Annotated in this window: 21 protein-coding genes; 10 read left to right on the top strand and 11 right to left on the bottom strand. The window is 70.4% G+C overall.

The genetic code is table 11. The annotated features are described in order from the left end of the window. The first annotated feature begins 92 nt into the window (after window positions 1-92). The gene (locus tag ABEA82_RS09725) at window positions 93-476 is read left to right on the top strand and encodes a peptidase inhibitor family I36 protein (protein WP_345660949.1); all 384 of its coding nucleotides are present in this window, start codon (window positions 93-95) and stop codon (window positions 474-476) included. 80 nt (window positions 477-556) lie between these two features. Here the strand turns inward: ABEA82_RS09725 and argS are convergent, their stop codons facing one another. Further along, on the bottom strand, window positions 557-2,314 hold the full coding sequence (gene argS / locus ABEA82_RS09720; protein ID WP_345660948.1) for an arginine--tRNA ligase: 1,758 nt from the start codon (window positions 2,312-2,314) through the stop codon (window positions 557-559). Between the two features lie 149 nt (window positions 2,315-2,463). Between argS and lysS the strand changes: the two genes are divergently transcribed. Next, window positions 2,464-4,209, top strand: coding sequence for a lysine--tRNA ligase (gene lysS / locus ABEA82_RS09715; RefSeq protein WP_345660947.1), 1,746 nt, complete (start codon window positions 2,464-2,466; stop codon window positions 4,207-4,209). 59 nt (window positions 4,210-4,268) lie between these two features. Here lysS and ABEA82_RS09710 read toward each other — a convergent pair whose 3' ends face one another. From ABEA82_RS09710 to ABEA82_RS09700, 3 genes are all read right to left on the bottom strand, one after another. Continuing rightward, window positions 4,269-5,594 carry a DUF2637 domain-containing protein gene (locus ABEA82_RS09710; RefSeq protein WP_345660946.1) on the bottom strand — a complete coding sequence of 442 codons (1,326 nt, stop codon included), beginning with the start codon at window positions 5,592-5,594 and terminating at the stop codon, window positions 4,269-4,271. An 89-nt stretch (window positions 5,595-5,683) separates the two neighbouring features. After that, entirely contained in the window at window positions 5,684-6,592 is a 909-nt protein-coding gene (locus ABEA82_RS09705) for a DUF3558 family protein (protein ID WP_345660945.1), read from the bottom strand. A 118-nt stretch (window positions 6,593-6,710) separates the two neighbouring features. Further along, window positions 6,711-7,562 carry a DUF3558 domain-containing protein gene (locus tag ABEA82_RS09700; protein WP_345660944.1) on the bottom strand — a complete coding sequence of 284 codons (852 nt, stop codon included), beginning with the start codon at window positions 7,560-7,562 and terminating at the stop codon, window positions 6,711-6,713. A 172-nt stretch (window positions 7,563-7,734) separates the two neighbouring features. Between ABEA82_RS09700 and ABEA82_RS09695 the strand changes: the two genes are divergently transcribed. Continuing rightward, window positions 7,735-8,928 carry an RtcB family protein gene (locus tag ABEA82_RS09695; protein WP_345660943.1) on the top strand — a complete coding sequence of 398 codons (1,194 nt, stop codon included), beginning with the start codon at window positions 7,735-7,737 and terminating at the stop codon, window positions 8,926-8,928. A gap of 10 nt (window positions 8,929-8,938) precedes the next feature. On the opposite strand, the gene ABEA82_RS09690 is transcribed toward ABEA82_RS09695, so the two are convergent. After that, a complete protein-coding gene (locus ABEA82_RS09690) occupies window positions 8,939-9,715 on the bottom strand; it encodes an SDR family NAD(P)-dependent oxidoreductase (protein ID WP_345660942.1) in 777 nt (258 codons plus the stop codon). A 128-nt stretch (window positions 9,716-9,843) separates the two neighbouring features. Here ABEA82_RS09690 and ABEA82_RS09685 point away from each other — a divergent pair, with 128 nt between their 5' ends. The 4 genes from ABEA82_RS09685 to ABEA82_RS09670 all read left to right on the top strand — a co-directional run bounded on the left by ABEA82_RS09685 (window position 9,844) and on the right by ABEA82_RS09670 (window position 13,755). Next, on the top strand, window positions 9,844-10,281 hold the full coding sequence (locus tag ABEA82_RS09685; RefSeq protein ID WP_345660941.1) for an ester cyclase: 438 nt from the start codon (window positions 9,844-9,846) through the stop codon (window positions 10,279-10,281). Between the two features lie 102 nt (window positions 10,282-10,383). Then, a complete protein-coding gene (locus ABEA82_RS09680; protein ID WP_345660940.1) occupies window positions 10,384-11,460 on the top strand; it encodes an LLM class flavin-dependent oxidoreductase in 1,077 nt (358 codons plus the stop codon). 117 nt (window positions 11,461-11,577) lie between these two features. Continuing rightward, window positions 11,578-12,300, top strand: a complete 723-nt coding sequence (locus tag ABEA82_RS09675; RefSeq protein WP_345660939.1) for a response regulator transcription factor — start codon at window positions 11,578-11,580, stop codon at window positions 12,298-12,300. Beyond that, window positions 12,301-13,755 (top strand): sensor histidine kinase, encoded by a 1,455-nt coding sequence (locus tag ABEA82_RS09670; RefSeq protein ID WP_345660938.1) that lies wholly within the window; start codon window positions 12,301-12,303, stop codon window positions 13,753-13,755. Window positions 13,756-14,152: 397 nt separating this feature from the next. On the opposite strand, the gene ABEA82_RS09665 is transcribed toward ABEA82_RS09670, so the two are convergent. Genes ABEA82_RS09665 through ABEA82_RS09650 form a run of 4 tightly spaced genes read right to left on the bottom strand, consistent with a single transcriptional unit; the run spans window position 14,153 to window position 18,917 of the window. Next, window positions 14,153-15,793, bottom strand: coding sequence for a glycoside hydrolase family 13 protein (locus ABEA82_RS09665; protein ID WP_345660937.1), 1,641 nt, complete (start codon window positions 15,791-15,793; stop codon window positions 14,153-14,155). Between the two features lie 24 nt (window positions 15,794-15,817). Further along, window positions 15,818-16,651 carry a carbohydrate ABC transporter permease gene (locus ABEA82_RS09660; protein WP_345660936.1) on the bottom strand — a complete coding sequence of 278 codons (834 nt, stop codon included), beginning with the start codon at window positions 16,649-16,651 and terminating at the stop codon, window positions 15,818-15,820. Beyond that, window positions 16,648-17,631, bottom strand: a complete 984-nt coding sequence (locus ABEA82_RS09655) for a carbohydrate ABC transporter permease (protein ID WP_345660935.1) — start codon at window positions 17,629-17,631, stop codon at window positions 16,648-16,650. Before ABEA82_RS09655 ends, ABEA82_RS09660 begins: the two co-directional genes overlap by 4 nt. An 11-nt stretch (window positions 17,632-17,642) precedes the next feature. After that, complete coding sequence (locus ABEA82_RS09650; RefSeq protein ID WP_345660934.1) at window positions 17,643-18,917, bottom strand: ABC transporter substrate-binding protein; 1,275 nt, start codon at window positions 18,915-18,917, stop codon at window positions 17,643-17,645. Window positions 18,918-19,216: 299 nt separating this feature from the next. Between ABEA82_RS09650 and ABEA82_RS09645 the strand changes: the two genes are divergently transcribed. Together ABEA82_RS09645 and ABEA82_RS09640 are read left to right on the top strand one after the other, a co-directional pair. Further along, complete coding sequence (locus ABEA82_RS09645; RefSeq protein ID WP_345661016.1) at window positions 19,217-20,251, top strand: LacI family DNA-binding transcriptional regulator; 1,035 nt, start codon at window positions 19,217-19,219, stop codon at window positions 20,249-20,251. 23 nt (window positions 20,252-20,274) lie between these two features. Further along, window positions 20,275-20,625: a hypothetical protein gene (locus ABEA82_RS09640; protein ID WP_345660933.1), complete on the top strand. Its 351-nt coding sequence runs from the start codon at window positions 20,275-20,277 to the stop codon at window positions 20,623-20,625. Window positions 20,626-20,642: 17 nt separating this feature from the next. Here the strand turns inward: ABEA82_RS09640 and ABEA82_RS09635 are convergent, their stop codons facing one another. After that, complete coding sequence (locus tag ABEA82_RS09635) at window positions 20,643-21,446, bottom strand: GNAT family N-acetyltransferase (protein ID WP_345660932.1); 804 nt, start codon at window positions 21,444-21,446, stop codon at window positions 20,643-20,645. A gap of 160 nt (window positions 21,447-21,606) precedes the next feature. Here ABEA82_RS09635 and ABEA82_RS09630 point away from each other — a divergent pair, with 160 nt between their 5' ends. Next, window positions 21,607-21,840: a hypothetical protein gene (locus ABEA82_RS09630; protein WP_345660931.1), complete on the top strand. Its 234-nt coding sequence runs from the start codon at window positions 21,607-21,609 to the stop codon at window positions 21,838-21,840. A gap of 52 nt (window positions 21,841-21,892) precedes the next feature. On the opposite strand, the gene ABEA82_RS09625 is transcribed toward ABEA82_RS09630, so the two are convergent. After that, on the bottom strand, window positions 21,893-22,918 hold the full coding sequence (locus ABEA82_RS09625; protein WP_345660930.1) for an AsnC family transcriptional regulator: 1,026 nt from the start codon (window positions 22,916-22,918) through the stop codon (window positions 21,893-21,895). Window positions 22,919-23,005: the final 87 nt, after the last annotated feature.

Below are 23,005 nucleotides of genomic sequence, written 5' to 3'. Positions count from 1 at the left end.
GCGGCGGTTGTGGCGGTCCCCGGCGCCCGGGCCGCAGTCTCGATGCGGAGCCGGCCGGTGGCGGTCGGCCCAGCCACGAAGGGGGCAACAGCATGGGTATGACCAGGAAGTTCGCGGTGATGGCCGGGGGCATCGCGCTGGCCGGCGGTCTGCTGGCCGGCAACGCGGGTACGGCAGGTGCGGCGGAGGCCACGCCTCAGGCGGCGTCGGCCTGTCCGTCGGGCTGGTTCTGCGTGTGGGCCGGACAGGACTACACCGGCCGCATGCAGAAGGTCGCCGGGACCAACAAGGACCTGACCCAGTACCCGGTGTTCCAGAACTTCAAGTCCTGGTACAACCACGGCGCGACCTGCGACTTCAAGTGGTTCTCGGCGAAGAACCACGGCGGGTCCAGCGGCGTCGTCCCGAGGGGATACAAGACGACCGACAGCGCGAGCCACTACATCAAGTCCAACACCTGGGTGAACTGCCGCTGACCAGCGGCTTCTCCACAACGCCCGAGGGCGGCACTCAACGGGGGAGTGCCGCCCTCGGGGCCGGTCGGAAGGACCAGGGCTCAGAGCCGCTCGGGCGTCCGGATGCCCAGCAGGTCCATGCCCCGGTGGAGCGTGCGGGCCGTGACATCGCAGAGGAACAGGCGGTTCTCGACCTGCTCGGGCGTCTCGGCCTTCAGCACCGGGCACTTGTCGTAGAACGTCGTGTACAGCGAGGCCAGCTGGTAGAGGTACGCCGCCAGCTTGTGCGGGGCGTACTCCGCGGCGGCTTCGAAGACCGTGTCGCCGAACGCGTCCAGGTGCAGACCGAGCGCCCGCTCCGCCGGGGCGAGTTCGAGCTCCGGGTGCGCGACCGGCTTCGTCTCGCCGGCCTTGCGCAGGATCGACTGGATCCGGGCGTACGCGTACTGGAGGTAGACGGACGTGTCGCCGTTCAGCGACACCATCTGGTCCAGGTCGAACTTGTAGTCCCGGTTCGGCGACGTCGACAGGTCCGCGTACTTGACGGCACCGATGCCGACCTGCGCGGCCCGCTCCTGGATCTCGTCCTCGGTGAGGTCCTGTGCCTTCTCCCGTACGACCTCGGCGGCCCGCTGCACCGCCTCGTCCAGCAGATCCTCCAGCCGTACGGTCTCGCCCTCACGCGTCTTGAACGGCTTGCCGTCCGCGCCGAGCACCGTGCCGTAGCCCATGTTGTGCGCGGTGACGTGCTCGCCCAGCCAGCCGGCCCGGCGGGCCGTCTCGAAGACCATCCTGAAGTGGAGCGACTGGCGTACGTCCACGACGTACAGCAGCGTCGTCGCCCGCAGGTCGAAGACGCGGTTGCGGATCGCCGTCAGGTCGGAGGCCGCGTAGCCGAAGCCGCCGTCCGCCTTCTGCACGATCAGCGGGACCGGCTGGTCGTCCTTGCCGCGGATCTCGTCGAAGAACACCACGAGCGCGCCCTCGGAGCGCACCGCGACACCCATCTCCTCCAGGAGGCGGGCGGTCTCGGGCATGCCCTCGTTGTAGGCGGATTCGCCGACGATCTCCTCGTCGCGGATCTCCATGTCGAGCTTCTCGAAGACGGAGTAGAAGTAGACCTTCGACTCGTCCACGAACTGCTGCCACAGCTCGAGCGTCTCCTTGTCACCGGACTGCAGGGCGACGACCCGCTTGCGGGCCCGCTCCTTGAACTCCTCGTCCGCGTCGAAGAGCGCACGCGACGCCTTGTACACCCGGTTCAGGTTGCTCATCGCCTGCTGGCCGTCGACGTCGGCCGCGGGGGCCAGCTCGCCGGGGTGCTCGAACAGGTACTGGATGAGCATGCCGAACTGGGTGCCCCAGTCGCCGATGTGGTGCCGGCCGATCGTCTTCTCGCCGGTGAAGTCGAGCATGCCGCGCAGGGCGTCGCCGATGACCGCCGACCGCAGGTGACCGACGTGCATCTCCTTCGCCACGTTCGGCTGGGCGTAGTCGACGACCGTGATGCCCGCGTTCTCCTTCGGCGGCACGCCGAGACGCTCGCCGTCCGCGTGCCGCGCGGCGAGGTTCTCGGTGATCGCGCGGTCGGTGATCGTGATGTTCAGGAAGCCGGGTCCGGAGACCTCGACGTCCTTGATCACGTCACCCGACTCGACCTGGGCGACGACCTGCGTCGCCAGCTCCCTCGGGTTGGCCTTCTCCTTCTTCGCGAGGGCCAGGATCCCGTTGGCCTGGAAGTCGGCCCGGTCGCTTCGTCGCAGCAGCGGGTCCGCGGAACCGGCCTGCGGCAGGGCCGCCGACAGGGCCGCCGCGAGGCGCTGGTGGACGGAGTCGCTGAGGGACGTGACCGAGGCCATAGGTAAGGGTGCCGTTCTCCTCGAGGGAATCGATAGACACGGCCAGTATTCCATGCGGGTAAAGCCGTTTTTCCGGGCGCGAGGGGGTCTGGGACAATGGGGCGGTCAGCCGTGCGACCGTACCGGCTGCCCGATGAGGAAAGAAGGACGTGCCGATCGTGGCTCAGAGCACCGAGACCACCGACTGGGTCTCCCGTTTCGCGGATGAGGTCATCGAGGAGTCGGAGCGTCGGGCCCCGGGCAAACCCGTCGTCGTCGCGTCCGGGCTCTCCCCGTCCGGGCCCATCCACCTCGGGAACCTGCGCGAGGTCATGACCCCGCACCTCGTCGCGGACGAGATCCGGCGGCGGGGCCACCAGGTGCGCCACCTGATCTCCTGGGACGACTACGACCGGTACCGCAAGGTCCCGGCCGGTATCGCCGGCGTCGACGAGTCGTGGGCCGAGCACATCGGCAAGCCGCTGACGTCCGTCCCGGCGCCCAAGGGCTCCTCCTACCCGAACTGGGCCGAGCACTTCAAGGCCGCGATGATCGAGTCGCTGGCCGAGCTGGGCGTGGAGTTCGACGGGATCAGCCAGACCGCGCAGTACACCTCCGGCGTGTACCGCGAGCAGATCCTGCACGCCATCAAGCACCGCGGCGACATCGACGCGATCCTCGACCAGTACCGGACGAAGAAGGCCCCCGCCAAGAAGCAGCAGGGGCAGAAGCCGGTCGACGAGGCCGAGCTGGAGGCCGCCGAGGGCTCCGGCGCGGCCGGCGAGGACGACGGCAGCTCCGGCACGGCCGGGTACTTCCCGTACAAGCCGTACTGCGGCAACTGCGAGAAGGACCTCACCACCGTCACGTCCTACGACGACGACTCCACGGAGCTGACGTACGCCTGCACCGCGTGCGGCTTCTCCGAGACGGTCCGGCTGAGCGAGTTCAACCGCGGCAAGCTGGTCTGGAAGGTCGACTGGCCGATGCGGTGGGCGTACGAGGGTGTCGTGTTCGAGCCGAGCGGCGTCGACCACTCGTCCCCCGGGTCGTCGTTCCAGGTCGGCGGGCAGATCGTCGGGATCTTCGGCGGACAGCAGCCGATCGGGCCGATGTACGCCTTCGTGGGCATCAGCGGCATGGCGAAGATGTCGTCCTCACGGGGCGGCGTGCCGACCCCGGCGGACGCCCTGAAGATCATGGAGCCGCAGCTGCTGCGCTGGCTGTACGCGCGGCGCAGGCCCAACCAGTCCTTCAAGGTCGCCTTCGACCAGGAGATCCAGCGGCTGTACGACGAGTGGGACCGGCTGGACGCCAAGGTCGCCGACGGCAGTGCGCTGCCGGCCGACGCCGCCGCGCACGCGCGTGCGGTGGGCACGGCCGCCGGTGAGCTGCCGCGCACGGCCCGGCCGCTGCCGTACCGGACGCTGGCGTCCGTCGCGGACATCACCGCCGGGCACGAGGACCAGGCGCTGCGGATCCTGAGCGAGCTGGACCCGGAGCAGCCGCTGACCTCGCTGGACGAGGCGCGGCCGCGGTACGACAAGGCCGAGGCCTGGATCAACACGCACGTGCCCGCCGACCAGCGGACGATCGTGCGGGACGAGCCGGACGCCGAGCTGCTGAAGTCGCTCGACGAGCAGGGGCTCCAGTCGCTGCGGCTGCTGCTCGACGGGCTCGCCGACCACTGGTCGCTGGACGGGCTGACCCACCTCGTCTACGGCGTGCCGAAGGTGCAGGCCGGTTTCCCGGCCGACGCGACGCCGAAGGAGCTGCCCCCGGAGATCAAGACCGCTCAGCGGTCGTTCTTCGCGCTGCTGTACCACCTGCTGGTGGGCCGGGACACCGGGCCGCGGCTGCCCACGCTGCTGCTGGCGGTCGGGCAGGAGCGGGTGCGGCATCTGCTCGGTGAGTAAGCGGTGACGCGAAAGGGGGCCCTCGGATCGAGGGCCCCCTTTTCGTGTGCGTGTGCGTGTCAGGCGATGTGCTCGTCCGTCAGCTCTGCGTTGAGGCGGTTGGAGAAGCGGTTCACCATGCGCTTGGACTCGGCCTCATCCAGGGTGACGCCGTAGGTCGCCTCGACGTCGGCGAGGAACCCGCGCGGGGTGGGCGCTCCGTTCCCGCTCTTTATCGACTCGCGGAAGATCTGGTAGTACGCCTCCTCGTCCGGCCCGACGGCCGGTGGGGTGCCGCCGCCGTCGCCCAGTTCACGGGTGCGGTTGGGGCCGACCGGGATGGGGAAGCTGCCGGTGTCCTCCGGGGAGAGGGGCTCCTGCGGCTGGTCGGGGTGCCGCTCGGCCTGCGGGGGCTCGGCGATCCACTGCGCGTACTGGTCGGGGTCGTAGGCCGGGTCGTAGCCGCCCTGGTAGTCGACCTCGCGCGGGGTGTTGAACCAGGGGCTCTGGTCCGGCTCCGGCTCGGGTTCGCTGTCCAGGTGCTCCGCGTGGGGGCCGCTGTCGAGCTCCGGACGCTGCCCGCTGTGGGGTGCCGTCGCGCCCACCTGTGCCGCCCCAGCGGCACGACTGCCCGCGGCGGGGGCGGAGTTCGCCGCCAGCGTCTTCGGTTCCGCCGCGTCCAGAGCCTGCTGCGGGGCCGGCGGTATCAGGGCCGGTTCGATCCCCGCCGCCGCGAGGCCCGCAGGGGCCGTTTCCGCCAGGGGGACGCCGTAGCGGGCCAGCCTCAGGGGCATCAGGGACTCGACCGGGGCCTTGCGCCGCCACGCGCGGCCGAAGCGGGAGCGGAGCCTCGCCTGGTAGACGAGACGTTCCTGCTCCAGCTTGATGACCTGTTCGTAGGAGCGGAGCTCCCAGAGCTTCATGCGGCGCCACAGCAGGAACGTCGGCACGGGGGAGAGCATCCAGCGGGTGAGGCGGACGCCCTCCATGTGCTTGTCGGCCGTGATGTCGGCGATCCGGCCGATCGCGTGGCGGGCCGCCTCGACCGAGACCACGAAGAGGATCGGGATCACTCCGTGCATGCCCACACCGAGCGGATCCGGCCAGGCCGCCGCGCCGTTGAAGGCGATCGTCGCCGCCGTCAGCAGCCAGGCCGTCTGCCGCAGGAGGGGGAACGGGATCCTGATCCAGGTGAGGAGCAGGTCCAGGGCCAGCAGGACGCAGATACCCGCGTCGATGCCGATCGGGAAGACGTAGGAGAAGTTCCCGAAGCCCTTCTTCAGGGCCAACTCGCGCACGGCCGCGTACGAACCGGCGAAGCCGATACCGGCGATGATCACCGCTCCGGCGACGACCACACCGATGAGAACGCGGTGCATCCGAGTCAGTTGCAGTGGCGCGGCCACCCGTCACTCCCCTCCCCTTGCGTGCTGTTGCGCGCAACAGGGTGGCACATGTGTGCGGAGGACGGGTGGCCGGTTCCGGTCGGCGGTGTTCAGCTCTTCGACGCGGGCTTCTCGGAGGACGACTTCGACGGGGACGAGGACGCCTCCTTCGAGGGCTCCTTCGAGGCTCCGTCGGCCGGCTTCGAGGCCGACTTCGACGGGGACTTCGAGGGGGCGTCGCCGGCCTTGCCGCCCGCGCCGTTCGCCTCGGAGACGGCCTCGACCGCCTCCTCGGCGGCCTTCTTCGCGTCCTTCGTCAGGTCGTCGGCGCTCGGCGCCTTGTCACCGGCCAGACCCGCGCCGTTGTAGTCGAGCGTGACGACGACGTTCTCGACGCGTGCCACGACCGTCTGCTGCTTGAAGGTGCCTTCCTTCTTCTTCAGGTCGTAGCGCACGGCCGTCGCCTGGTCACCGATGTCGGTCACCGGCTCCGACTTGGTGCTCTTGGCGCCTTCGACACCCTGGGCTTCCTCGACCTGCTTGGCGTAGTACTCCTGGGCCAGCTTGTCGGCCGGGCCGCGCGTGGCGTCCGACTCGAAGCGCAGCATCGACACGTTCAGCCAGCGGAACTGCGAGCCCTTCACGCCGTTGTTGTCGAGGCTGTTCCAAGAGCAGCCGGCGCGCGTGGAGATGTCGTCCGACTTGCCCTCCTTGCCGGACTTGCCCTCCGGGACGAGGTCCTTCAGCGTCTTCTTCGACAGCACCTTGCAGGGCTCCGGGAGCTTGCCGTACGCCGCCGCCTTCACGGTCGGCGACGGGCTGGCGGACGCCGAGGCGGCGGCGTTCGCGGCCTTGTCCGTGCTGTCGCCGGAGCCGGAGTCCGAGGAGCAGCCGGAGGCGACCAGCATCACGGGAACGGCGGCCGCGCAGACAAGGACGCGGTTGAGTCGCTTCGCTCGCTGGTCTCGCTGGTCTCGCTGGTCACGCTGTACTCGTCGCTGCATGGTTCCTTCACTCATGACGCTCGTGGTTCCTGCGGTCGGAACGGGTCCGAGTGGTCACCGTACGCGCTGAGGCCGTGGTGTGTTCTTCCTTCGGGTGCTTTGCGGGTGAGGGTGAAGGGGGCGTGAAGGGGCCTCAGTCGCCCAGCGAATCGGCCAGCTGGGAGGCCAGTTTCTGGGCCCTGTCCTGCAATTCCTTGCTGTCCGGAACGACACCGACGGTGGCCGGCTGCTCGATGTACTCGATGGTCACGATGACGTTGGACGTGCGGAACGCCACAGTCACCGTCCGCTGCTTGGCCGTCGAACCGGAGCTGCTCAGCTCGTCGTCGATGAAGGCCTCCTCCCCGAGGTCCTCGAGGACGCGCGGCTGGAGCTCGGTCGGGGCGGCGCTCGGGGCCGTGGACGGGGCGGTGGACGTGGACGGCGAGGGCGAGGCGGTACCGGACGGAGAGGACCCGGCGGGGGAGCCGCTCGGGGCTGCGGAGGTGCCGCCGGCCGGGGTGTTGCCCGCCACGGCGGACTCCGTGGCGGTCGGCTCGGGGAGGTGGGCCGCCGCCTCCTTCTCCGCGTAGAGCTGCTCGGCCTGGCTGTCGTCGCTGACCGCGCTGTCGTAGGAGACGACCCGTTCGAAGTCGACCTGCAGATGGTCGGTGGCCTGCGGGCCGTCGACCTTCCACTGGCAGCCGACCTTGCGGTCGGTGTCGAAGGTGACCGTCGCCTCACCCTCGTACGCCTTCTCGCGCTGTTCCTCGTCGCTGATCTGCCGGATGCCGGGCAGGAGTTCGTCGAGCGTGCTGTGGCCGACCGCGGTGCAGGGCTCGGGGAGCGTGCGGTAGCGGCCCGGCTCGGCGGCGGCCGACGCGGTGCCCGTGTCGCCCGGGTTGGAGTCGTCCGCCGGGCCGCCGTCGTCCGAGCTGCCGGTGCAGCCGGCGAGCAGGGCGGCGAGGAGCGCGGCGATAGCGGGTGCGTACGCCTTCCGTTGCACGTGAAGGCTCCTCTCGGCACGGATATTGGCTTGCCGCCGCGGGGCGGCCGATGGACACAATGTGTATCGCACGCACTGCCGTGGACGCCGGTCCGGATTCCCTTTCGTCGACCTTGGCGCCGGTATTTGCGGTTGAGGACTTCTGTTCGTCTTACGGGGGATTGAGGACGCTATGTCGTATGTAGAGGTACCGGGTGCGAAGGTGCCGATCCGGATGTGGGCCGACCCGGCGACGGTCGAGGGCTCGGCGCTCCAGCAGCTCCAGAACGTGGCCACGCTGCCCTGGATCAAGGGCCTGGCGGTCATGCCCGACGTGCACTACGGAAAGGGCGCGACGGTCGGCTCGGTCATCGCGATGCAGGGTGCGGTGTGCCCGGCGGCGGTGGGGGTCGACATCGGCTGCGGCATGTCGGCGGTGAAGACGTCCCTGACGGCGAACGACCTGCCCGGGGATCTGTCGCGGCTGCGGTCCAGGATCGAGCAGGTGATTCCGGTCGGGCGGGGGATGCACGACGATCCCGTCGACCCCGGGCGGCTGCACGGGTTCGGTACGGCCGGCTGGGAGGGGTTCTGGGGGCGGTTCGACGGGGTTGCGGAGGCGGTCAAGTTCCGTGGGGAGCGGGCTGCCAAGCAGATGGGGACGCTCGGATCCGGGAATCATTTTGCGGAGGTATGCGTAGATACGCAGAACTCTGTGTGGCTCATGCTCCACTCCGGTTCTCGCAACATCGGCAAGGAGCTCGCCGAGCACCACATCGGCATCGCTCAGAAGCTCCCGCACAACCAGGGCCTGGTCGACCGCGACCTCGCCGTCTTCGTCGCGGACACCCCGCAGATGGCGGCGTACCGCAACGACCTGTTCTGGGCGCAGGAGTACGCGAAGTACAACCGCTCGATCATGATGGCGCTCCTGAAGGACGTCATCCGCAAAGAGTTCAAGAAGGCCAAGCCGGCGTTCGAGCCGGAAATCTCCTGCCACCACAACTACGTGGCGGAAGAGCGGTACGACGGGATGGACCTGCTCGTGACCCGCAAGGGCGCGATCCGGGCCGGCTCCGGCGAGTACGGGATCATCCCCGGTTCCATGGGCACGGGTTCGTACATCGTGAAGGGCCTCGGCAACGACAAGTCCTTCAACTCGGCCTCGCACGGCGCGGGCCGGCGCATGAGCCGCAACGCGGCCAAGCGCCGGTTCTCGACGAAGGATCTGGAGGAGCAGACCCGGGGCGTGGAGTGCCGCAAGGACTCCGGCGTCGTGGACGAGATCCCGGCGGCCTACAAGCCGATCGAGCAGGTCATCGACCAGCAGCGGGACCTGGTGGAGGTCGTGGCGAAGCTGAAGCAGGTCGTCTGCGTCAAGGGGTGACCCGCCGGCTCTACGACTCCCGGTGCACCTTCGTGTTCGAGGCCTGGGCGCGGGGGCGCAGGATCAGGAGGTCGACGTTGACGTGGCTGGGGCGGGTCACCGCCCAGGTGATCGTCTCCGCCACGTCGTCGGCGGTGAGGGGCTCGGCGACGCCCTGGTAGACCTTCTCCGCCTTCTCCGTGTCGCCGCCGAAGCGGGTCAGGGCGAACTCGTCCGTCTTGACCATGCCGGGGGCGATCTCGATGACGCGGACCGGCTGGCCGACGATCTCCAGGCGGAGGGTCTCGGCCAGGACGTGGGCGCCGTGCTTGGCGGCGACGTAGCCCGCGCCGCCCTCGTAGGTGCCGTGGCCGGCGGTGGAGGAGACGACCACGACCGTGCCGTCGCCGCTCGCGACCAGCTTGGGCAGCAGGGCCTGGGTGAGGTTGAGGGTGCCGATGACGTTCGTCTCGTACATCTGCCGCCAGTCGGCCGGGTCGCCGGTCGCGACCGGGTCGGCGCCGAGCGCGCCGCCGGCGTTGTTGACCAGGACGCCGATCGTCTGGAAGGCCGTGGCGAACTCGTCGACCGCCGCGCGGTCCGTGACGTCGAGGGCGTACGCCGTGGCCTGGTGGCCCGCCTTGTCGATCTCCTCCGCCAGTGCCTCGATGCGGTCCTTGCGGCGGGCGGTCAGGACGACGCGGTAGCCGGCCGCGGCGAGCTGCCGGGCCGTGGCGGCGCCGATGCCGCTGCTCGCACCGGTGACGACGGCGATGCGGGAGGCTGCGGACGGGGCGACGGTGGCCATGGGAGCTCCTCGGGCGTGGTGTGGGGCTTGCTGGTGCGGCAGGGCTTCCGGCCAGGATAGGCGGGGCCCGCGGTGGGACAATGGGGGCGGGTGGTCCCCTGGTTCCTGGGCTTTCCTGGAGGTGGATCATGGGCGAGGCACGTGAGGTCATGGACCGGCTCACGGACGCGGTCACCACGCACGCCGATCTGAAGGTCATCGCCGAGCTGTACGCCGAGGACGCGGTCGCCTTCACCCCTGACGAGGGCGAGCTGCGCGGGCGCGACGACATCGTCGAGTACTGGCGGGGGATGACGGAGGCGGTCCCCGAGGCGACGTTCCAGTCGCTGCACTCCTACGAGGTGGGCGACACGGCCATCGACGAGGGGATCTTCAGCGGGCGCAACACCGGGCCGCTGGAACTGCCCAACGGCGAGACGCTGCCGCCGACGCAGAAGGAGATCCGGATCCGCGGGGTGGACATCGCCACCGTGCGGGACGGGCGGATCGTGGACTACCGGCTGTACTTCGACGAGCTGGACTTCCTGGGGCAGTTGGGGCTGCTGCCGCCCGACGAGCCGTTCTGAGCCCCTCGGGGGAGGGGCCGGGATCCCCCTGGAATGGTCCCGCGGTGGTCGTGGTTGTCCCAGGTATCGTTGAAGCGTAAACAACCTGGAGGGTGAGCGACCATGCAGTTCGGGATCTTCAGCGTCGGTGACGTCACGCCCGACCCGACCACCGGCCGGACACCGACCGAGCGCGAGCGCATCAAGGCCATGGTCGCCATCGCCCTGAAGGCCGAGGAGGCCGGGCTCGACGTCTTCGCCACCGGCGAGCACCACAACCCGCCGTTCGTGCCGTCGTCCCCGACCACCATGCTCGGCTACGTCGCCGCCCGCACCGAGCGCCTGGTCCTCTCCACGGCCACCACCCTCATCACCACCAGCGACCCGGTGAAGATCGCCGAGGACTTCGCGATGCTCCAGCACCTGGCCGACGGCCGCGTCGACCTGATGCTGGGGCGCGGCAACACCGCCCCCGTCTACCCCTGGTTCGGGCAGGACATCCGGCAGGGCATCCCGCTCGCCGTCGAGAACTACGCCCTGCTGCACCGCCTGTGGCGCGAGGAAGGCGTCGACTGGGAGGGGAAGTTCCGCACACCGTTGCAGGGCTTCACGGCCACGCCCCGGCCGCTGGACGGCGTGCCCCCGTTCGTCTGGCACGGGTCGATCCGCTCGCCGGAGATCGCCGAGCAGGCCGCCTTCTACGGCGACGGCTTCTTCCACAACAACATCTTCTGGCCGGCCGACCACACCAAGCGCATGGTCGAGCTGTACCGGACGCGGTACGCGCACTACGGGCACGGCACGCCCGAGCAGGCGATCGTCGGGCTCGGCGGGCATGTGTTCATGCGGAAGAACGCGCAGGACGCCGTCCGCGAGTTCCGGCCGTACTTCGACGTCGCCCCGGTGTACGGGCACGGGCCGTCGCTGGAGGACTTCATGGAGCAGACGCCGCTGACCGTCGGCTCCCCGCAGCAGGTCATCGAGAAGACGCTGGCCTTCCGCGAGTACGCCGGCGACTACCAGCGCCAGCTGTTCCTGGTCGACCACGCCGGACTGCCGCTGAAGACCGTGCTGGAGCAGATCGACCTGCTGGGCGAGGAGGTCGTACCGGTGCTGCGCAAGGAGTTCGCCGTCGGCCGCCCGGCGGACGTGCCGGACGCGCCCACGCACGCGGCCAGGCTCGCCGCGGCCCGGGCGTGAGAGGACGGTGGGGCCCGGCCCGGCCGTCCCGCGCACCGTGGTGAGAGAGGAGTAAGAAGGACGCACCGGCGCAGCTCATCCGGTCCCGGGGACCCGGCGGCTTGGCACACTGGACGCGTGCCCCAAACAGTGCTGCTCGCCGAAGACGACCGCGCCATCCGCAACGCCCTGGAGCGCGCCCTGACCCTGGAGGGCTACCAGGTCATGGCGGTCGCCGACGGTGTCGAGGCACTGGCCCAGGCCCACCGCAACCGGCCGGACGTCCTCGTCCTGGACGTGATGATGCCCGGCATCGACGGGCTCCAGGTGTGCCGCGTGCTGCGCGCCGAGGGCGACCGGACGCCGGTGCTGATGCTGACGGCCCTCGTGGAGACCGCCGACCGGATCGCCGGCCTGGACGCGGGCGCCGACGACTACGTCGTGAAGCCCTTCGACGTGGAGGAGGTCTTCGCCCGGCTGCGCGCCCTGCTGCGCCGTACGAGCCCGGTGGCGGCCGGCAGCGCCCCGGCGGCCGAGGAGGCGCCGAAGCCGGCCCCCGGGCGGTTCCTGGAGGCCGCCGGCATCCGCATGGACCCGCAGGCGCGCCGGGCCTGGCGGGGCGGGCGCGAGCTGGAGCTGACCCGCACCGAGTTCGAGCTGCTGGAACTGCTGGTCCGCAACGCCGGCATCGTCCTCGACCACTCGACGATCTACGACCGCATCTGGGGCTACGACTTCGGGCCCGGCTCGAAGAACCTCGCCGTCTACGTCGGCTACCTGCGCCGCAAGCTCGACGAGCCGGGCGCGCCGCTGCTGATCCACACGGTGCGCGGCGTGGGTTACGTGCTGCGGGAGGACTGAGTGGGCCGCCTCCGCCGGTTGCTGAGCGGGCGGCGGCCGAAGCTGGTGTCGCTGCGGACCACGTTCGCGGTGTCGTTCGCGGCCGTGACGGCGGCCGTGACGATCCTGGTCGGCATCCTGTCCTACAGCGCGGCGGCCCGGCTGGTGCGGGTGGACCAGCAGACGGTGTTCGACGAGGTCGTGCAGGACCTGCGGGACGAGGTGCGGGGGAACCGCATGTCGCCCGGCGACTTCTCGTCCGCCGCGCCCGGCCACGACCTGGTCCGGCCCGCCCGTACCGATGTGCAGGTGCTCGGCCCGGACGGGCATGTCGTCGACCCGGGCAGTCCGGGGCTGCCGGTCACCGGTACCGACGTGCGGATCGCCGCCGCGCCGGCGTCCGGGCGGGTCGTCGAGCACAAGGACGTCGACGTGGGCAACGACGTCTACCGGGTCGCGACCGTCTCCCTCGGCGGCGGCCGGGGCGCGGTGCAGATCGCGCAGGAGTTCAGCGACGTCGAGGACCTGCTGCGGGCGCTCCAGCGGCGGACGCTGGTGCTGATGGCGGCCGTGGTGGTGGGCGCCGGCCTGTTCGGCTGGTGGCTGGCCCGGCGGATCACGCGCCGTCTGGTCGTCCTCACCGACGCCGCCGAGGACGTCGCCCGCACCCGGCGGCTCGGCATCCAGGTGCCCGTCGCCGGGCACGACGAGGTGGGCCGGCTGGGCCGTGCCTTCGACCGCATGCTGGGCCGGCTCGCCCAGTCCGAGGAGGACCAGCGCCGGCTGGTCCAGGACGCGGGCCACGAACTGCGGACACCGCTGACCTCGCTGCGTACGAACATCTCCCTGCTCCGCCGGATCGACGAGCTGCCGCCCGGGGCCCGCGAGGAACTGGTCGCCGACCTCGGGCAGGAGGCGCGGGAGCTGACCGACCTGGTCAACGAGCTCGTCGACCTCGCGGCCGGGCAGTCCGACACGGAGCCGCCGCAGCGGGTGGACGTCGCCGACATCGCCGAGGAGGTGGCGGCTCTCGCCCGGCGTCGCAGCGGGCGGCGGATCGTGCTGCGCGCGAGCGGCGACACCACGACCGACGGGCGGCCCGGGATGCTGACCCGGGCGCTGTCCAACCTGGTGGAGAACGCGGTGAAGTTCGACCAGGGCGGCACGGCCCCCGTCGAGATGGTCGTCGCCGGGCCCGCCCGGCCCGGCACGATCCGCATCGAGGTCCGCGACCGCGGCCCCGGCATCTCCGACATCGACCTCGCCCGCGTCTTCGACCGCTTCTACCGCGCCGCCGACGCCCGCTCCCTGCCCGGTTCCGGGCTGGGCCTGTCCATCGTCCGTGAGGTGGCGCTCGCGCACGGGGGAGCGCCTTTCGCGTTCCGCCGGGAGGGGGGCGGCACGGTGATCGGCTTCACGGTGGGCGGGGGGCGTGACCAGGGGCGCTTCCACACCGACGCGGCGGAAGCCCCCTAGGGCCTGTCTGACAAATCCCCGCCTGCTCCGCGGCGTCTGGCACGCACGCTCGCCGCGTTGCCGAACCGCCCACGTGGCTCCTCCCCCAAGCTCTCGGCTCCGCTCGAGCAGGGGGCACCCCCATCGAGGGCGCTCCGGCGCCTTGCGATCGCACGCACCAGACGCCGCGGAGCCCGCCCTTCGGGCGGACGACGGGGATTTGTCAGACAGGCCCTAGTCCGCGATCCCGCCGTAGGCCACGACCTCGTGGACGGTCGCCCGCACCAGGTACTCCCCGGGCACCGAGTCGCGGACCCCGTACGACGACCCCGCGGCCCCGTCCCGGACACCGACACCCTCCGCACCCCCCTGGCCGTCCTGAGCGGCGCGGGCGCCCGGGCGGCCCGGTGAGGCCGGTTCACACCTCCAGCCACACCGCCTGGTCCGTCCCGAGGCGGCCGTTCTCGAGCGGGCCACTGGACAGCAGCAGCGCGTGGTGCGCGGGCAGTTCGCACGGCTCGGCCGAGAGGTTCACGACGCAGACGAAGCCCGGCTCGCGGCGGAAGGCCAGGACTCCCTCGGGAGCGTCCAGCCAGGTCATGGTGCCGTCGCCGAGGGCGGGGTGGTCGTGACGCAGGCGCAGGGCCGCGCGGTAGAGCTCCAGCATGGAGCCGGGATCGCCGGTCTGCGACTCGACGGTGTGGTCGGCCCACCGGGCGGGCTGCGGCAGCCACGGCTCGGCTGAACCGCCGTCGGGACTGAAGCCGAAGGGGGCCGTCCGGCCGGACCAGGGGATCGGGACGCGGCAGCCGTCCCGGCCCCGGTCGGTGTGGCCCGAGCGTTCCCAGGTCGGGTCCTGGAGGACGTCCTCGGGCAGGTCCTCGACCTCGGGGAGGCCGAGTTCCTCACCCTGGTAGACGTAGGCCCCGCCGGGCAGGGCGAGCATCAGCAGGGCCGCGGCCCGGGCCCGCCGGGTGCCGAGTTCCAGGTCGAGGGGACCCTCCGGGCGGTAGCTCTCGTTGGCCACCCAGCGCTTGACGGCCCGGCGGCCGTAGCGGCTGGGGTGGCGCATCACGTCGTGGTTGGAGAGGACCCAGGTCGCCGGCGCACCCACCGCGCCCAGCATGGCGAGGGAGCCGTCGATGACCGCCCGCAGGTCCTTCGGGTCCCAACTCGACATCAGGAAGTCGAAGTTGAACGCCGTGTGCAGACCGTCCCGGCGGACGTACGCCGCGAGCCGCTCGGGCGTGTCCGCCCAGGCCTCGGCGACGAACGAGCGGTCGCCGGGGAACTCGTCGGCCACCTTGCGCCAGGCCCGGTAGATCTCGTGCACCTCGTCGCGGTCCCAGTGCGGGTGGTCCACGTGCCGCACGGGCTGCCCGGCCTCCGGATCCCGGCGCGGCGGCAGGTCCGGCAGCTCCGGGTGCTTGATCAGGCCGTGGGCCACGTCGATGCGGAACCCGTCCACGCCCCGGCTGAACCAGAACCGCAGCACCGACTCGAACTCGGCCCGCACCTCGGGGTGCTGCCAGTTCAGGTCCGGCTGCTGGGGCGCGAACAGGTGCAGGTACCACTCCCCGTCGGGCAGCCGGGTCCAGGCCGGGCCGCCGAAGCAGGAGACCCAGTCGTTCGGCGGCTGCGAACCGTCGGCGCCCCGGCCGGGGCGGAAGACGTACCGCTCGCGCTCCGGGCTGCCCGGCCCGGCGGCGAGGGCCTCCTGGAACCAGGCGTGCTGGTCGGAGGTGTGGTTCGGCACGATGTCGGGAATCACGCGGATCCCGTGCCCGTGCGCCTCCTCGATGAGCTGCTCGGCCTCCGCCAGGGTGCCGAACCGCGGGTCGATCTCGCGGAAGTCGGCGACGTCGTAACCGTGGTCGGCCATCGGCGACTTGTACCAGGGGTTGATCCAGATCGCGTCCACGCCGAGGGACTTGAGATAGGGCAGCCGGGAGCGGATGCCGGCGATGTCGCCGACGCCGTCGCCGTTCCCGTCGGCGAAGCTGCGGATGTAGACCTGGTAGATGACGGCGCTGCGCCACCAGGGTCCGGTGGGGGACACGTTGCTCCTCAGGGGTCAGTGGGTCTACTTCGCGGCGCCGGCGGTGAGTCCGGCGACGATACGGCGCTGGAAGAGCAGCACCATGACCACCAGCGGCACGGTGACCAGGACACCCGCGGCCATCTGGCTGCCGAAGGGGGTCTCGTAGGTCGTGGCGCCGGTGAACTTGGAGATGGCGACCGTGGCGGTCTGCATACCCGGCTTGTTGGTCATCGACAGGGCGATGAGGAACTCGTTCCAGGCCGCGATGAACGTGATGATCGCCGTGGTGAAGATGCCCGGCGCGGCCAGCGGCACGATGACCTTGCGGAAGGCCTGCCCACGGGTGCAGCCGTCGACCATCGCGGCGTGCTCCAGCTCGTCCGGCATCTGCCGGAAGAACGTGGTCAGGTTCCACACCGCCAGCGGCAGCGCGAAGGACATGCTCGGCACGATCATCGACTGGTACGTGTTGATCCAGCCGATGTCGGTGAACAGCTTCAGCAGCGGCACCACGATCGACACCACCGGGAACATCGAGGTGGCGATGATCAGCGTGAGGATCAGCCGCTTGAAACGGAACTCCAGCCGGGCCATCGCGTACGCGGTGAACGTGGCCAGCAGCAGCGCCAGCACCGTCGTGATCCCGGCGACGACCAGGCTGTTGAGCAGCGCCCGCCCGAAGCCCTGCGCGGGGTCGAACACGGCCCGGTAGTTCTCGAAGGACAGCGGCGACGGGAGGAGCGTGGTGTCGAAGATGTCGCCGGTGCGGCGGAGGCTGGAGACCAGCATCCAGTAGAAGGGGGCCAGGCAGTACGCCACCACCGCGGCGATCCCCGCGTACGACAGCCACCGCCGCCAGTCGACCCTGAGCGTCATGCCGCCACCCCCTTGCCACGGCGCCTTCCACCGGGTCCGCCCCCGACGAGATCGGCCCCGAGCAGCCGGACGAAGGCCAGCGCGATCAGGAACACGTAGAGGAAGAGGATCACCGCGTAGGCGGAGGCCGGTCCGAAGCGGACGTTGGACGCCTCGTTCTGCGCGAGCATCGACAGCGTCTCCACCGAGTGCTTCTGCGCGCCGACGAGGATGTAGGGCAGGTCGAACATCCGCAGCGCGTCCATGCAGCGGAACAGCACGGCCACCAGCAGCGCCGGCTTCACCAGCGGCAGCGTGATGTGCCAGAACTGGCGCACCGGCCGGGCCCCGTCCATCCGGGCCGCCTCGTAGACCTCCTTCGGGATCACCTGGAGGCCGGCCAGGACCAGCAGCCCGATGAACGGCGCGGTCTTCCACACCTCGGCGACGATGACGGCGACCTTGGCGTGGAAGCCCTCGGTGGTCCACAGGATCTGCTGTCCCAGCAGCGCGTTGGCGACACCGTCGCTGTTGAAGATCCACCGCCACAGCAGTCCGGAGATCGCCGTCGGCACCGCCCAGGGGACCAGGATCCCGGCCCGCACCAGCGCCCGGCCCCGGAACGCCCGGTGCATGATCAGCGCCATGGCCACGCCGATCACGGTCTCCAGACCGACGGTGACGACGGTGAAGAACGTGGTGTTCCAGAAAGCGTTCCAGAAGCGCGCCCCGGCCTCGCCGAAGATCTCGGCGTAGTTGCCCAGCCCGACGAACGGTTCGGTGTCGCTGATGAACCCGGTCGCCGGGTCCAGGCCCTTCGCCCCGTACAGCGACTCCTTGACCGCCATCAGGGTCGGGTAGAGCACGACGACCGTGAGCACCAGCAGGGTGGGGGAGACGAGCAGCGCGGCCAGCCGCCCGGCACCCGCCGTCGCCCGCCCCCGCCGCACCGGCGGCCCGGCCTGCGTAGGCGCCAAGCGCGGTGCCACCGCCTCGGTCATGACCCCGGCCTTCACTGCGCCACGGCCTTGCCCAGCGCCTTCTGCAGGTCCCGCAGTGCCTGCGCGCTGCTCTTGTCCCCGTTCAGGACGGCGTACGCCTCCTGCTGGATCGCCGCGGTGACATCGCCGTACGGCACCACGCGGGGACGCGGGACGGCCCGCACGATGGACTCCTTGAGCACCGGCAGGTACGGGTACTGCCCGATCAGTGCCCGGTCGTCGTAGAGCGAGGCGTACGGCGGGGCGAGGGACGCGTCCTCCAGCAGGGTCCGCGTGTTCTTCTCGCTCGTCATGAACTCGATGAAGTCCAGGGCCGTCGCCTTGTTCTTCGCCGAGGAGGACACGGCCATGTTGTGGCCGCCGAGGCTGGAGGAGCCTGGACCGTTGAGGCCGGGCAGGGGCGCGACCGCGAACTTGCCCTTGATGCCGCTCTTCTGGGCCAGCGAGTACACGTACGGCCAGTTGCGCAGGAAGACCAGCCTGCCGGACTGGAAGGCCTGCCGGCCGTCCTCCTCCTGGTAGGTGATGGCCTTCTTCGGGATCGTCCCGTCCTTGAAGGAACGGGACAGGAAGTCCAGGCCCTTGCGGGCCTCGGGGGTGTCGACGTCCGGCTTGCCGGCGGCGTCGGTGACGGTGCCGCCCGCGGAGTTCACCGCCTCGGCGAAGTTCACCGTCAGGCCCTCGTACTTCTGGAACTGCCCGGCGTAGCAGGTCATGTCCTTCGCCTCGGGCAGCTTCTTCACCTTGGCGCAGGCGGCGGTCATCTGCGCCCAGGTGGTGGGCGGCCCCGCGACGCCCGCCTTCTTCAGCAGATCGGTGCGGTAGTAGAGCATGCCGCCGTCCGAACTGGACGGCACCGCGTACAGCCCGCCCCGGTACCGCGAGGTCTCCACCACCGGCTTCAGCATCTTCCCCAGCGGATACCGCTTCTCGGGCAGCCGGTCGATCCATTGGTGGGCGGCGAACTCCGAGGTCCACACGACGTCGAGGGACAGCACCGTGTAGGCGTCGGACTTCGTCTCCGCGTTCTGGATCATCTGCTGGCGCTGCGCGTCCGCGTCCGTCGGCAGCTGGATGAAGGTGACCTTCTCCTTCGGGTGCGCCTTGTTCCAGCGGTCGAGCATCGGCTGGACGGTGCCGGTGGTGTCCTTGCCGGCCACGTACGTGATGGGGCCGCGCCCTTCGAACGACGGCTTCCCGTCCTGGGCGGAGCCGCCGCCACAGGCGGTGAGGAGCAGCCCGGTGGCGGCGAGCGCGGCCGCTCTGGTGGTGGTTCTGGTCGTCACTGTCTCTCCTGGTCGTGCGGAACCGGGGTCACGGCTCGTGAGACTGCGTTGTCATGGGACAAGTGATGCAAATGAGCAGGTCAGAGGTGGGATGAGAATTCTGCCTGCGAGGGCTTCGAGGCCGTCGGGACAACGCTTGCAAGCTAGGGGTGCCCTGTGTCGAAGTCAATGCGTTACTTGGGGGTAATCAGCTGACCACTCGGCTCTCATCTCTGTGAAAGCGCTGTCACGAGGGCGCCGAAACGGGGTGCTCGCTGTGCTACCGTCCGCTCATGCCACCAGCTCAGCGGCACCCCACCATGGCCGATGTGGCCGAACGGGCCGGGGTCTCCACCTCCACCGTCTCGCGCACCCTGCGCGGTCTGTCCACGGTGTCCCCCGACGTCCGCGCCCGCGTCGAGAAGGCCGCGCGGGAGCTGAACTTCGCCGTGTCGCGGCAGGCCGCGAGTCTGGTCACGGGCAGGACCGGGACGGTCGCCGTGATGGTCCCGACGCTCAACTCGTGGTTCATGGGATCCGCCCTGTCCAGCCTGGCCCCGCTGCTACGGGCGGCGGGCATGCAGCTGAACGTCTACGAGATCCCCGACCTGGCCGAGCGCACCGCGTTCTTCGAACACCTCCCGGCGCGCCGCAACGCCGACGCGCTCCTGGTGTTCTCCTTCGACCTGACCGACGAGGAGACCGCCCGGCTCGACGACCTCGGCATGCCGGTGATCTACGTCAGCCAGCACGTCGACGGACGCCCGAGCGTCTACGTCGACGACGTGGCCGGCGCCCTGCACGGCACCCGGCACCTGCTCAACCTCGGCCACCGCCGGATCGCCTTCGTCCAGACCGTGGGCGCGAGCGGCTTCTCCTTCAGCTCCAACGAGCGGCTGCTCGGCTACCAGCAGGCGCTCACCGAAGCGGGTGTCCCGCTCGACGACGACCTGGTGGTGTCCACCCTGGTCGGCAGCAAACGCGCCGCCGCCGAGTCGCTCGGCGCCCTGCTGAGCCTGCGCGAGCCCCCCACCGCGATCTTCGCCGAACAGGACGAGGTGGCGGTCGCCCTCATCTGGAACCTGCGCAAGACCCAGATCCCCGTCCCCGAACGCGTCTCGGTCCTCGGCTTCGACGACCAGCCGCTGGCCGACTGGTTCGACCTGTCGACGGTCGCCCAGTCACCGTCGGACATGGGGCGGGAGGCCGGGGAGCTGGCGCTGAAGCTCATCGAGGACTCCGCCGTCGACCACGAGCGGCACGTCGTCCTGCCGACCCAGGTGATCCCACGGGAGACGACGGCGCCGGTGGCTCAGCCGGTGGTCCGGGAGCGGGACGCGGAGGACCACGCGTAAGGAGGCCTGGCTACGCTGGCCCGATGCCGCTGGTCGAGATCACGTACGCACCGCACGTCCCCGAGGCGACGCTCCGCGAACTCGGTTCTGTCCTGCCGCACTTGGTGTCCCTGGCGGTCGAGTGCCCCGAGGAGCCCTACGACGGCGACCTCCGGCCCGGCGACGTGGAGCTGCGCTTCCGGCAGCTCGGCCCCCTGGACCGCAGCGGCCTGGACCTCGTGATCGAGGTGCGGTCGAAGTGGTTCGAGAGCAGGGCGGCCGACCGCCAGGAGCGGGTCGACCGGCTGTACGACACCGTCGCGACCGCGACCGGCCTGCGCGACTTCGGCGTGTATCTCTCGCTCCCGGTGGCCGCCTGGTCGCAGGGAGACTGACGCGATGGCCGGCCTGATCAGCCCCTGAGCGCGAAGAAGCGCATCGGGGAGTTCGGCCGGAAGCCGATGCGCGGATACACGGGCGCTCCGGCGGCCGTCGCGTGCAGCGTCGCCCGGGTCAGTCCGGTGGCGCGGGAGCCCTCGTACAGGGCCTTGCGTGTCACCGCCTCTCCGTACCCCCGTCGCTCCCACTCCGGGTGGGTGGCGACGAGCAGGACGAAGAGGCGCCCCTCGGCCTCGACGGTGGCGGCGCAGCTCACGGGCGTGCCGTCGTCCCGCACGCCCAGATACGCGTGCACCCGCTCCTTCCACAGCGCGGACCGGCCGAGTCCGTCCCGCCCGTCCTCCAGCGGGAACCCGTAGGCACGCGAGTTGATGTCCGCGTAGGCGCGCAGCTGTTCGTCGGTGGTCACCCGCACGAAGGTGAGATCGGGATGGGCGGGCTCGGAGAGGGCCGGTAACTCGGCCGCCATACCGGTCCCGGGAAAGGCGCACTCGAGCCCCACCCGGTCGGCGGCGTCCGCGAGCCCGGCCCGCGCCTCGTCGTCGAGGAGGTCCTCGAAGACCCAGAGGAACCCGGGCCGCTCCTTGGACCGCATGATCTCCGCGGCCTCACCCAGCCGCTGCTTCAGCAGCCCGGCATCCGCGCCCTGTTCGGTCAGGGTGACACAGTTCCAGAAGGCGAACCGGCAGTCGGCCCACCGGACGGCGACACCTGGCAGATCGCGAACGTCCGCGTGCGAATCGCGGTCGAGGACCATCACGCGCCAGACGGCGGCGAGCTGCTCCATGGATTCGATCGAGTCCGTGAGATCAGGCATGATGCCCTTTCAGATCGCTTGTGAGGAACGGGTGTTGCCGACGCGGGGATGTATTGCCCACCGCCGAGGTCCTTCACCCACCGGCCCTGAGATCCTTGATCGCGACTGCGAAGTGCTCCCCTAGACTGTGCCCGGTTTTTCCAAATGATCGGAGCATGACATGCGTCGCCTCGCTGCCGCTTTGGCAGTCAGCGTCCTCGCACTCGCCGGATGTGCCCAGGACTTCGACAAGGGACCTGAGGGGAAGGTCGCCGAGAAGATCAAGGACGGGAAGAAGTTCTACCTCGTCGTTGATCCCGCCAAGGGGGGCGAGGAGACCAAGTTCCGGGTCAGCAAGTACGACTACCACGACTGCAACCGGGGGTCGAAGTACCCCAAGTGCGTGGACGACTGAGCGGTTTCGTCGTACGCGGGAGCTCCGCGAAGCCGTCGGAGCTCCCGTGCTCTTAGAGCAACGCGGGTGCGCGGAACTCCCCCAGACCCGTCTCCCGGTCCCGGTCCAGCCAGTAGCGTCGCGGTTCCGCGAGCATGACGTCGACGCTGACGGTGATGATGCCGGGGATCCTCGCCAACTCGTCGTCGATGAAGCGGGCCAGGGCGGAACGGTCGGTGACCAGGCCTGTGGCCAGGACGGACACGTCGCTGGCGACGTGGACGGAGAGGCGGGTCTGGGGGAGCCGGTCGATGCGGCGCATGACCTCGGGCGTCTCACCCGGGGCGACGCGCAGACGCAGGATGAACGGGGTCTGGAAGCCGAGCCACTCCGACACGATCTCCAGGCGCGGTTTGACCCAGCGCTCGTCCAGCACCCGGCGCACGACGCGGTGCGCTGTGGAGGTGGCCAGACCCGCGGCACGGGCGATACTCGCGGCGCTGGCGCGGCCGTCCTGGATCAGCAGGGAGACGACCGTGCGCTCGGCCTCGCTGAGGGGCTTGACGGGGGGCGTCGCGGTCGCGGTGCCCTCCGGCTGTGCGCCGGACAGCTCCAGCAGGCCCGCCCGCTCGGTGCCGGTCAGGAACTGCGGGTCCCAGGTGATGCCCCGGCGCAGGGTGCTGAGCGCGGGCAGGGCGTTGACGCGGCGGACGCCGGGGACCGAGAACATCCGGTCGATCGCCTCGCTGGTGGCCGCCTCCGAGGGGGCGTGGACCACGGCGTACAGCGGATAGTCGCCGGAGATCTGCGCCAGGAGCTGGAGGTGGGGCAGGTCACGGAGCCGGTGCAGGACAGCCAGCGGGGTTTCGCCAGTAATGTCCAGGAACACGTGGACCGGCATCGCGGTGGAGTGCACGCCCCAGTCGGCCTGCCCGATCACGCGGACCATTCGGGAGTCGTGCAGCCGGTCGAAGCGTCGCTTCAGCGTGCCGGCGTCGGCGGACAGGACTCCGCCGATGTCGTCCCAAGTGGCCCGGGGGGCCAGGTGCAGCGCCCCGATCAGGCGCCGGTCGAGCTCGTCGAGGAGAGGGCGGGTCATGGTGTCCCACCTTAGACGGCGGCTGCATGTCGATTAATCCCACTGTTACACGCAGAGACTAGAGAATCTCTCACTCTGGTGCCATGG

The organism is Streptomyces venetus (assembly GCF_039540295.1).
GTDB lineage: Bacteria > Actinomycetota > Actinomycetes > Streptomycetales > Streptomycetaceae > Streptomyces > Streptomyces venetus.
Note: the sequence above shows the minus strand (reverse complement) of the source record. Positions and strands in the feature narration are given on the sequence as shown.

Coding starts and splice junctions, on each gene's coding strand:
- ABEA82_RS09695 (WP_345660943.1), top strand. CDS start 7,735: ATGTCGTATGTAGAGGTACCGGGTGCGAAGGTGCCGATCCGGATGTGG.
- ABEA82_RS09660 (WP_345660936.1), bottom strand. CDS start 16,651: ATGACGCTCAGGGTCGACTGGCGGCGGTGGCTGTCGTACGCGGGGATC.
- ABEA82_RS09690 (WP_345660942.1), bottom strand. CDS start 9,715: ATGGCCACCGTCGCCCCGTCCGCAGCCTCCCGCATCGCCGTCGTCACC.
- ABEA82_RS09640 (WP_345660933.1), top strand. CDS start 20,275: ATGCCGCTGGTCGAGATCACGTACGCACCGCACGTCCCCGAGGCGACG.
- ABEA82_RS09705 (WP_345660945.1), bottom strand. CDS start 6,592: ATGAGTGAAGGAACCATGCAGCGACGAGTACAGCGTGACCAGCGAGAC.
- ABEA82_RS09625 (WP_345660930.1), bottom strand. CDS start 22,918: ATGACCCGCCCTCTCCTCGACGAGCTCGACCGGCGCCTGATCGGGGCG.
- ABEA82_RS09725 (WP_345660949.1), top strand. CDS start 93: ATGGGTATGACCAGGAAGTTCGCGGTGATGGCCGGGGGCATCGCGCTG.
- ABEA82_RS09655 (WP_345660935.1), bottom strand. CDS start 17,631: ATGACCGAGGCGGTGGCACCGCGCTTGGCGCCTACGCAGGCCGGGCCG.
- argS (WP_345660948.1), bottom strand. CDS start 2,314: ATGGCCTCGGTCACGTCCCTCAGCGACTCCGTCCACCAGCGCCTCGCG.
- ABEA82_RS09680 (WP_345660940.1), top strand. CDS start 10,384: ATGCAGTTCGGGATCTTCAGCGTCGGTGACGTCACGCCCGACCCGACC.
- ABEA82_RS09630 (WP_345660931.1), top strand. CDS start 21,607: ATGCGTCGCCTCGCTGCCGCTTTGGCAGTCAGCGTCCTCGCACTCGCC.
- ABEA82_RS09635 (WP_345660932.1), bottom strand. CDS start 21,446: ATGCCTGATCTCACGGACTCGATCGAATCCATGGAGCAGCTCGCCGCC.
- ABEA82_RS09685 (WP_345660941.1), top strand. CDS start 9,844: ATGGGCGAGGCACGTGAGGTCATGGACCGGCTCACGGACGCGGTCACC.
- ABEA82_RS09645 (WP_345661016.1), top strand. CDS start 19,217: ATGGCCGATGTGGCCGAACGGGCCGGGGTCTCCACCTCCACCGTCTCG.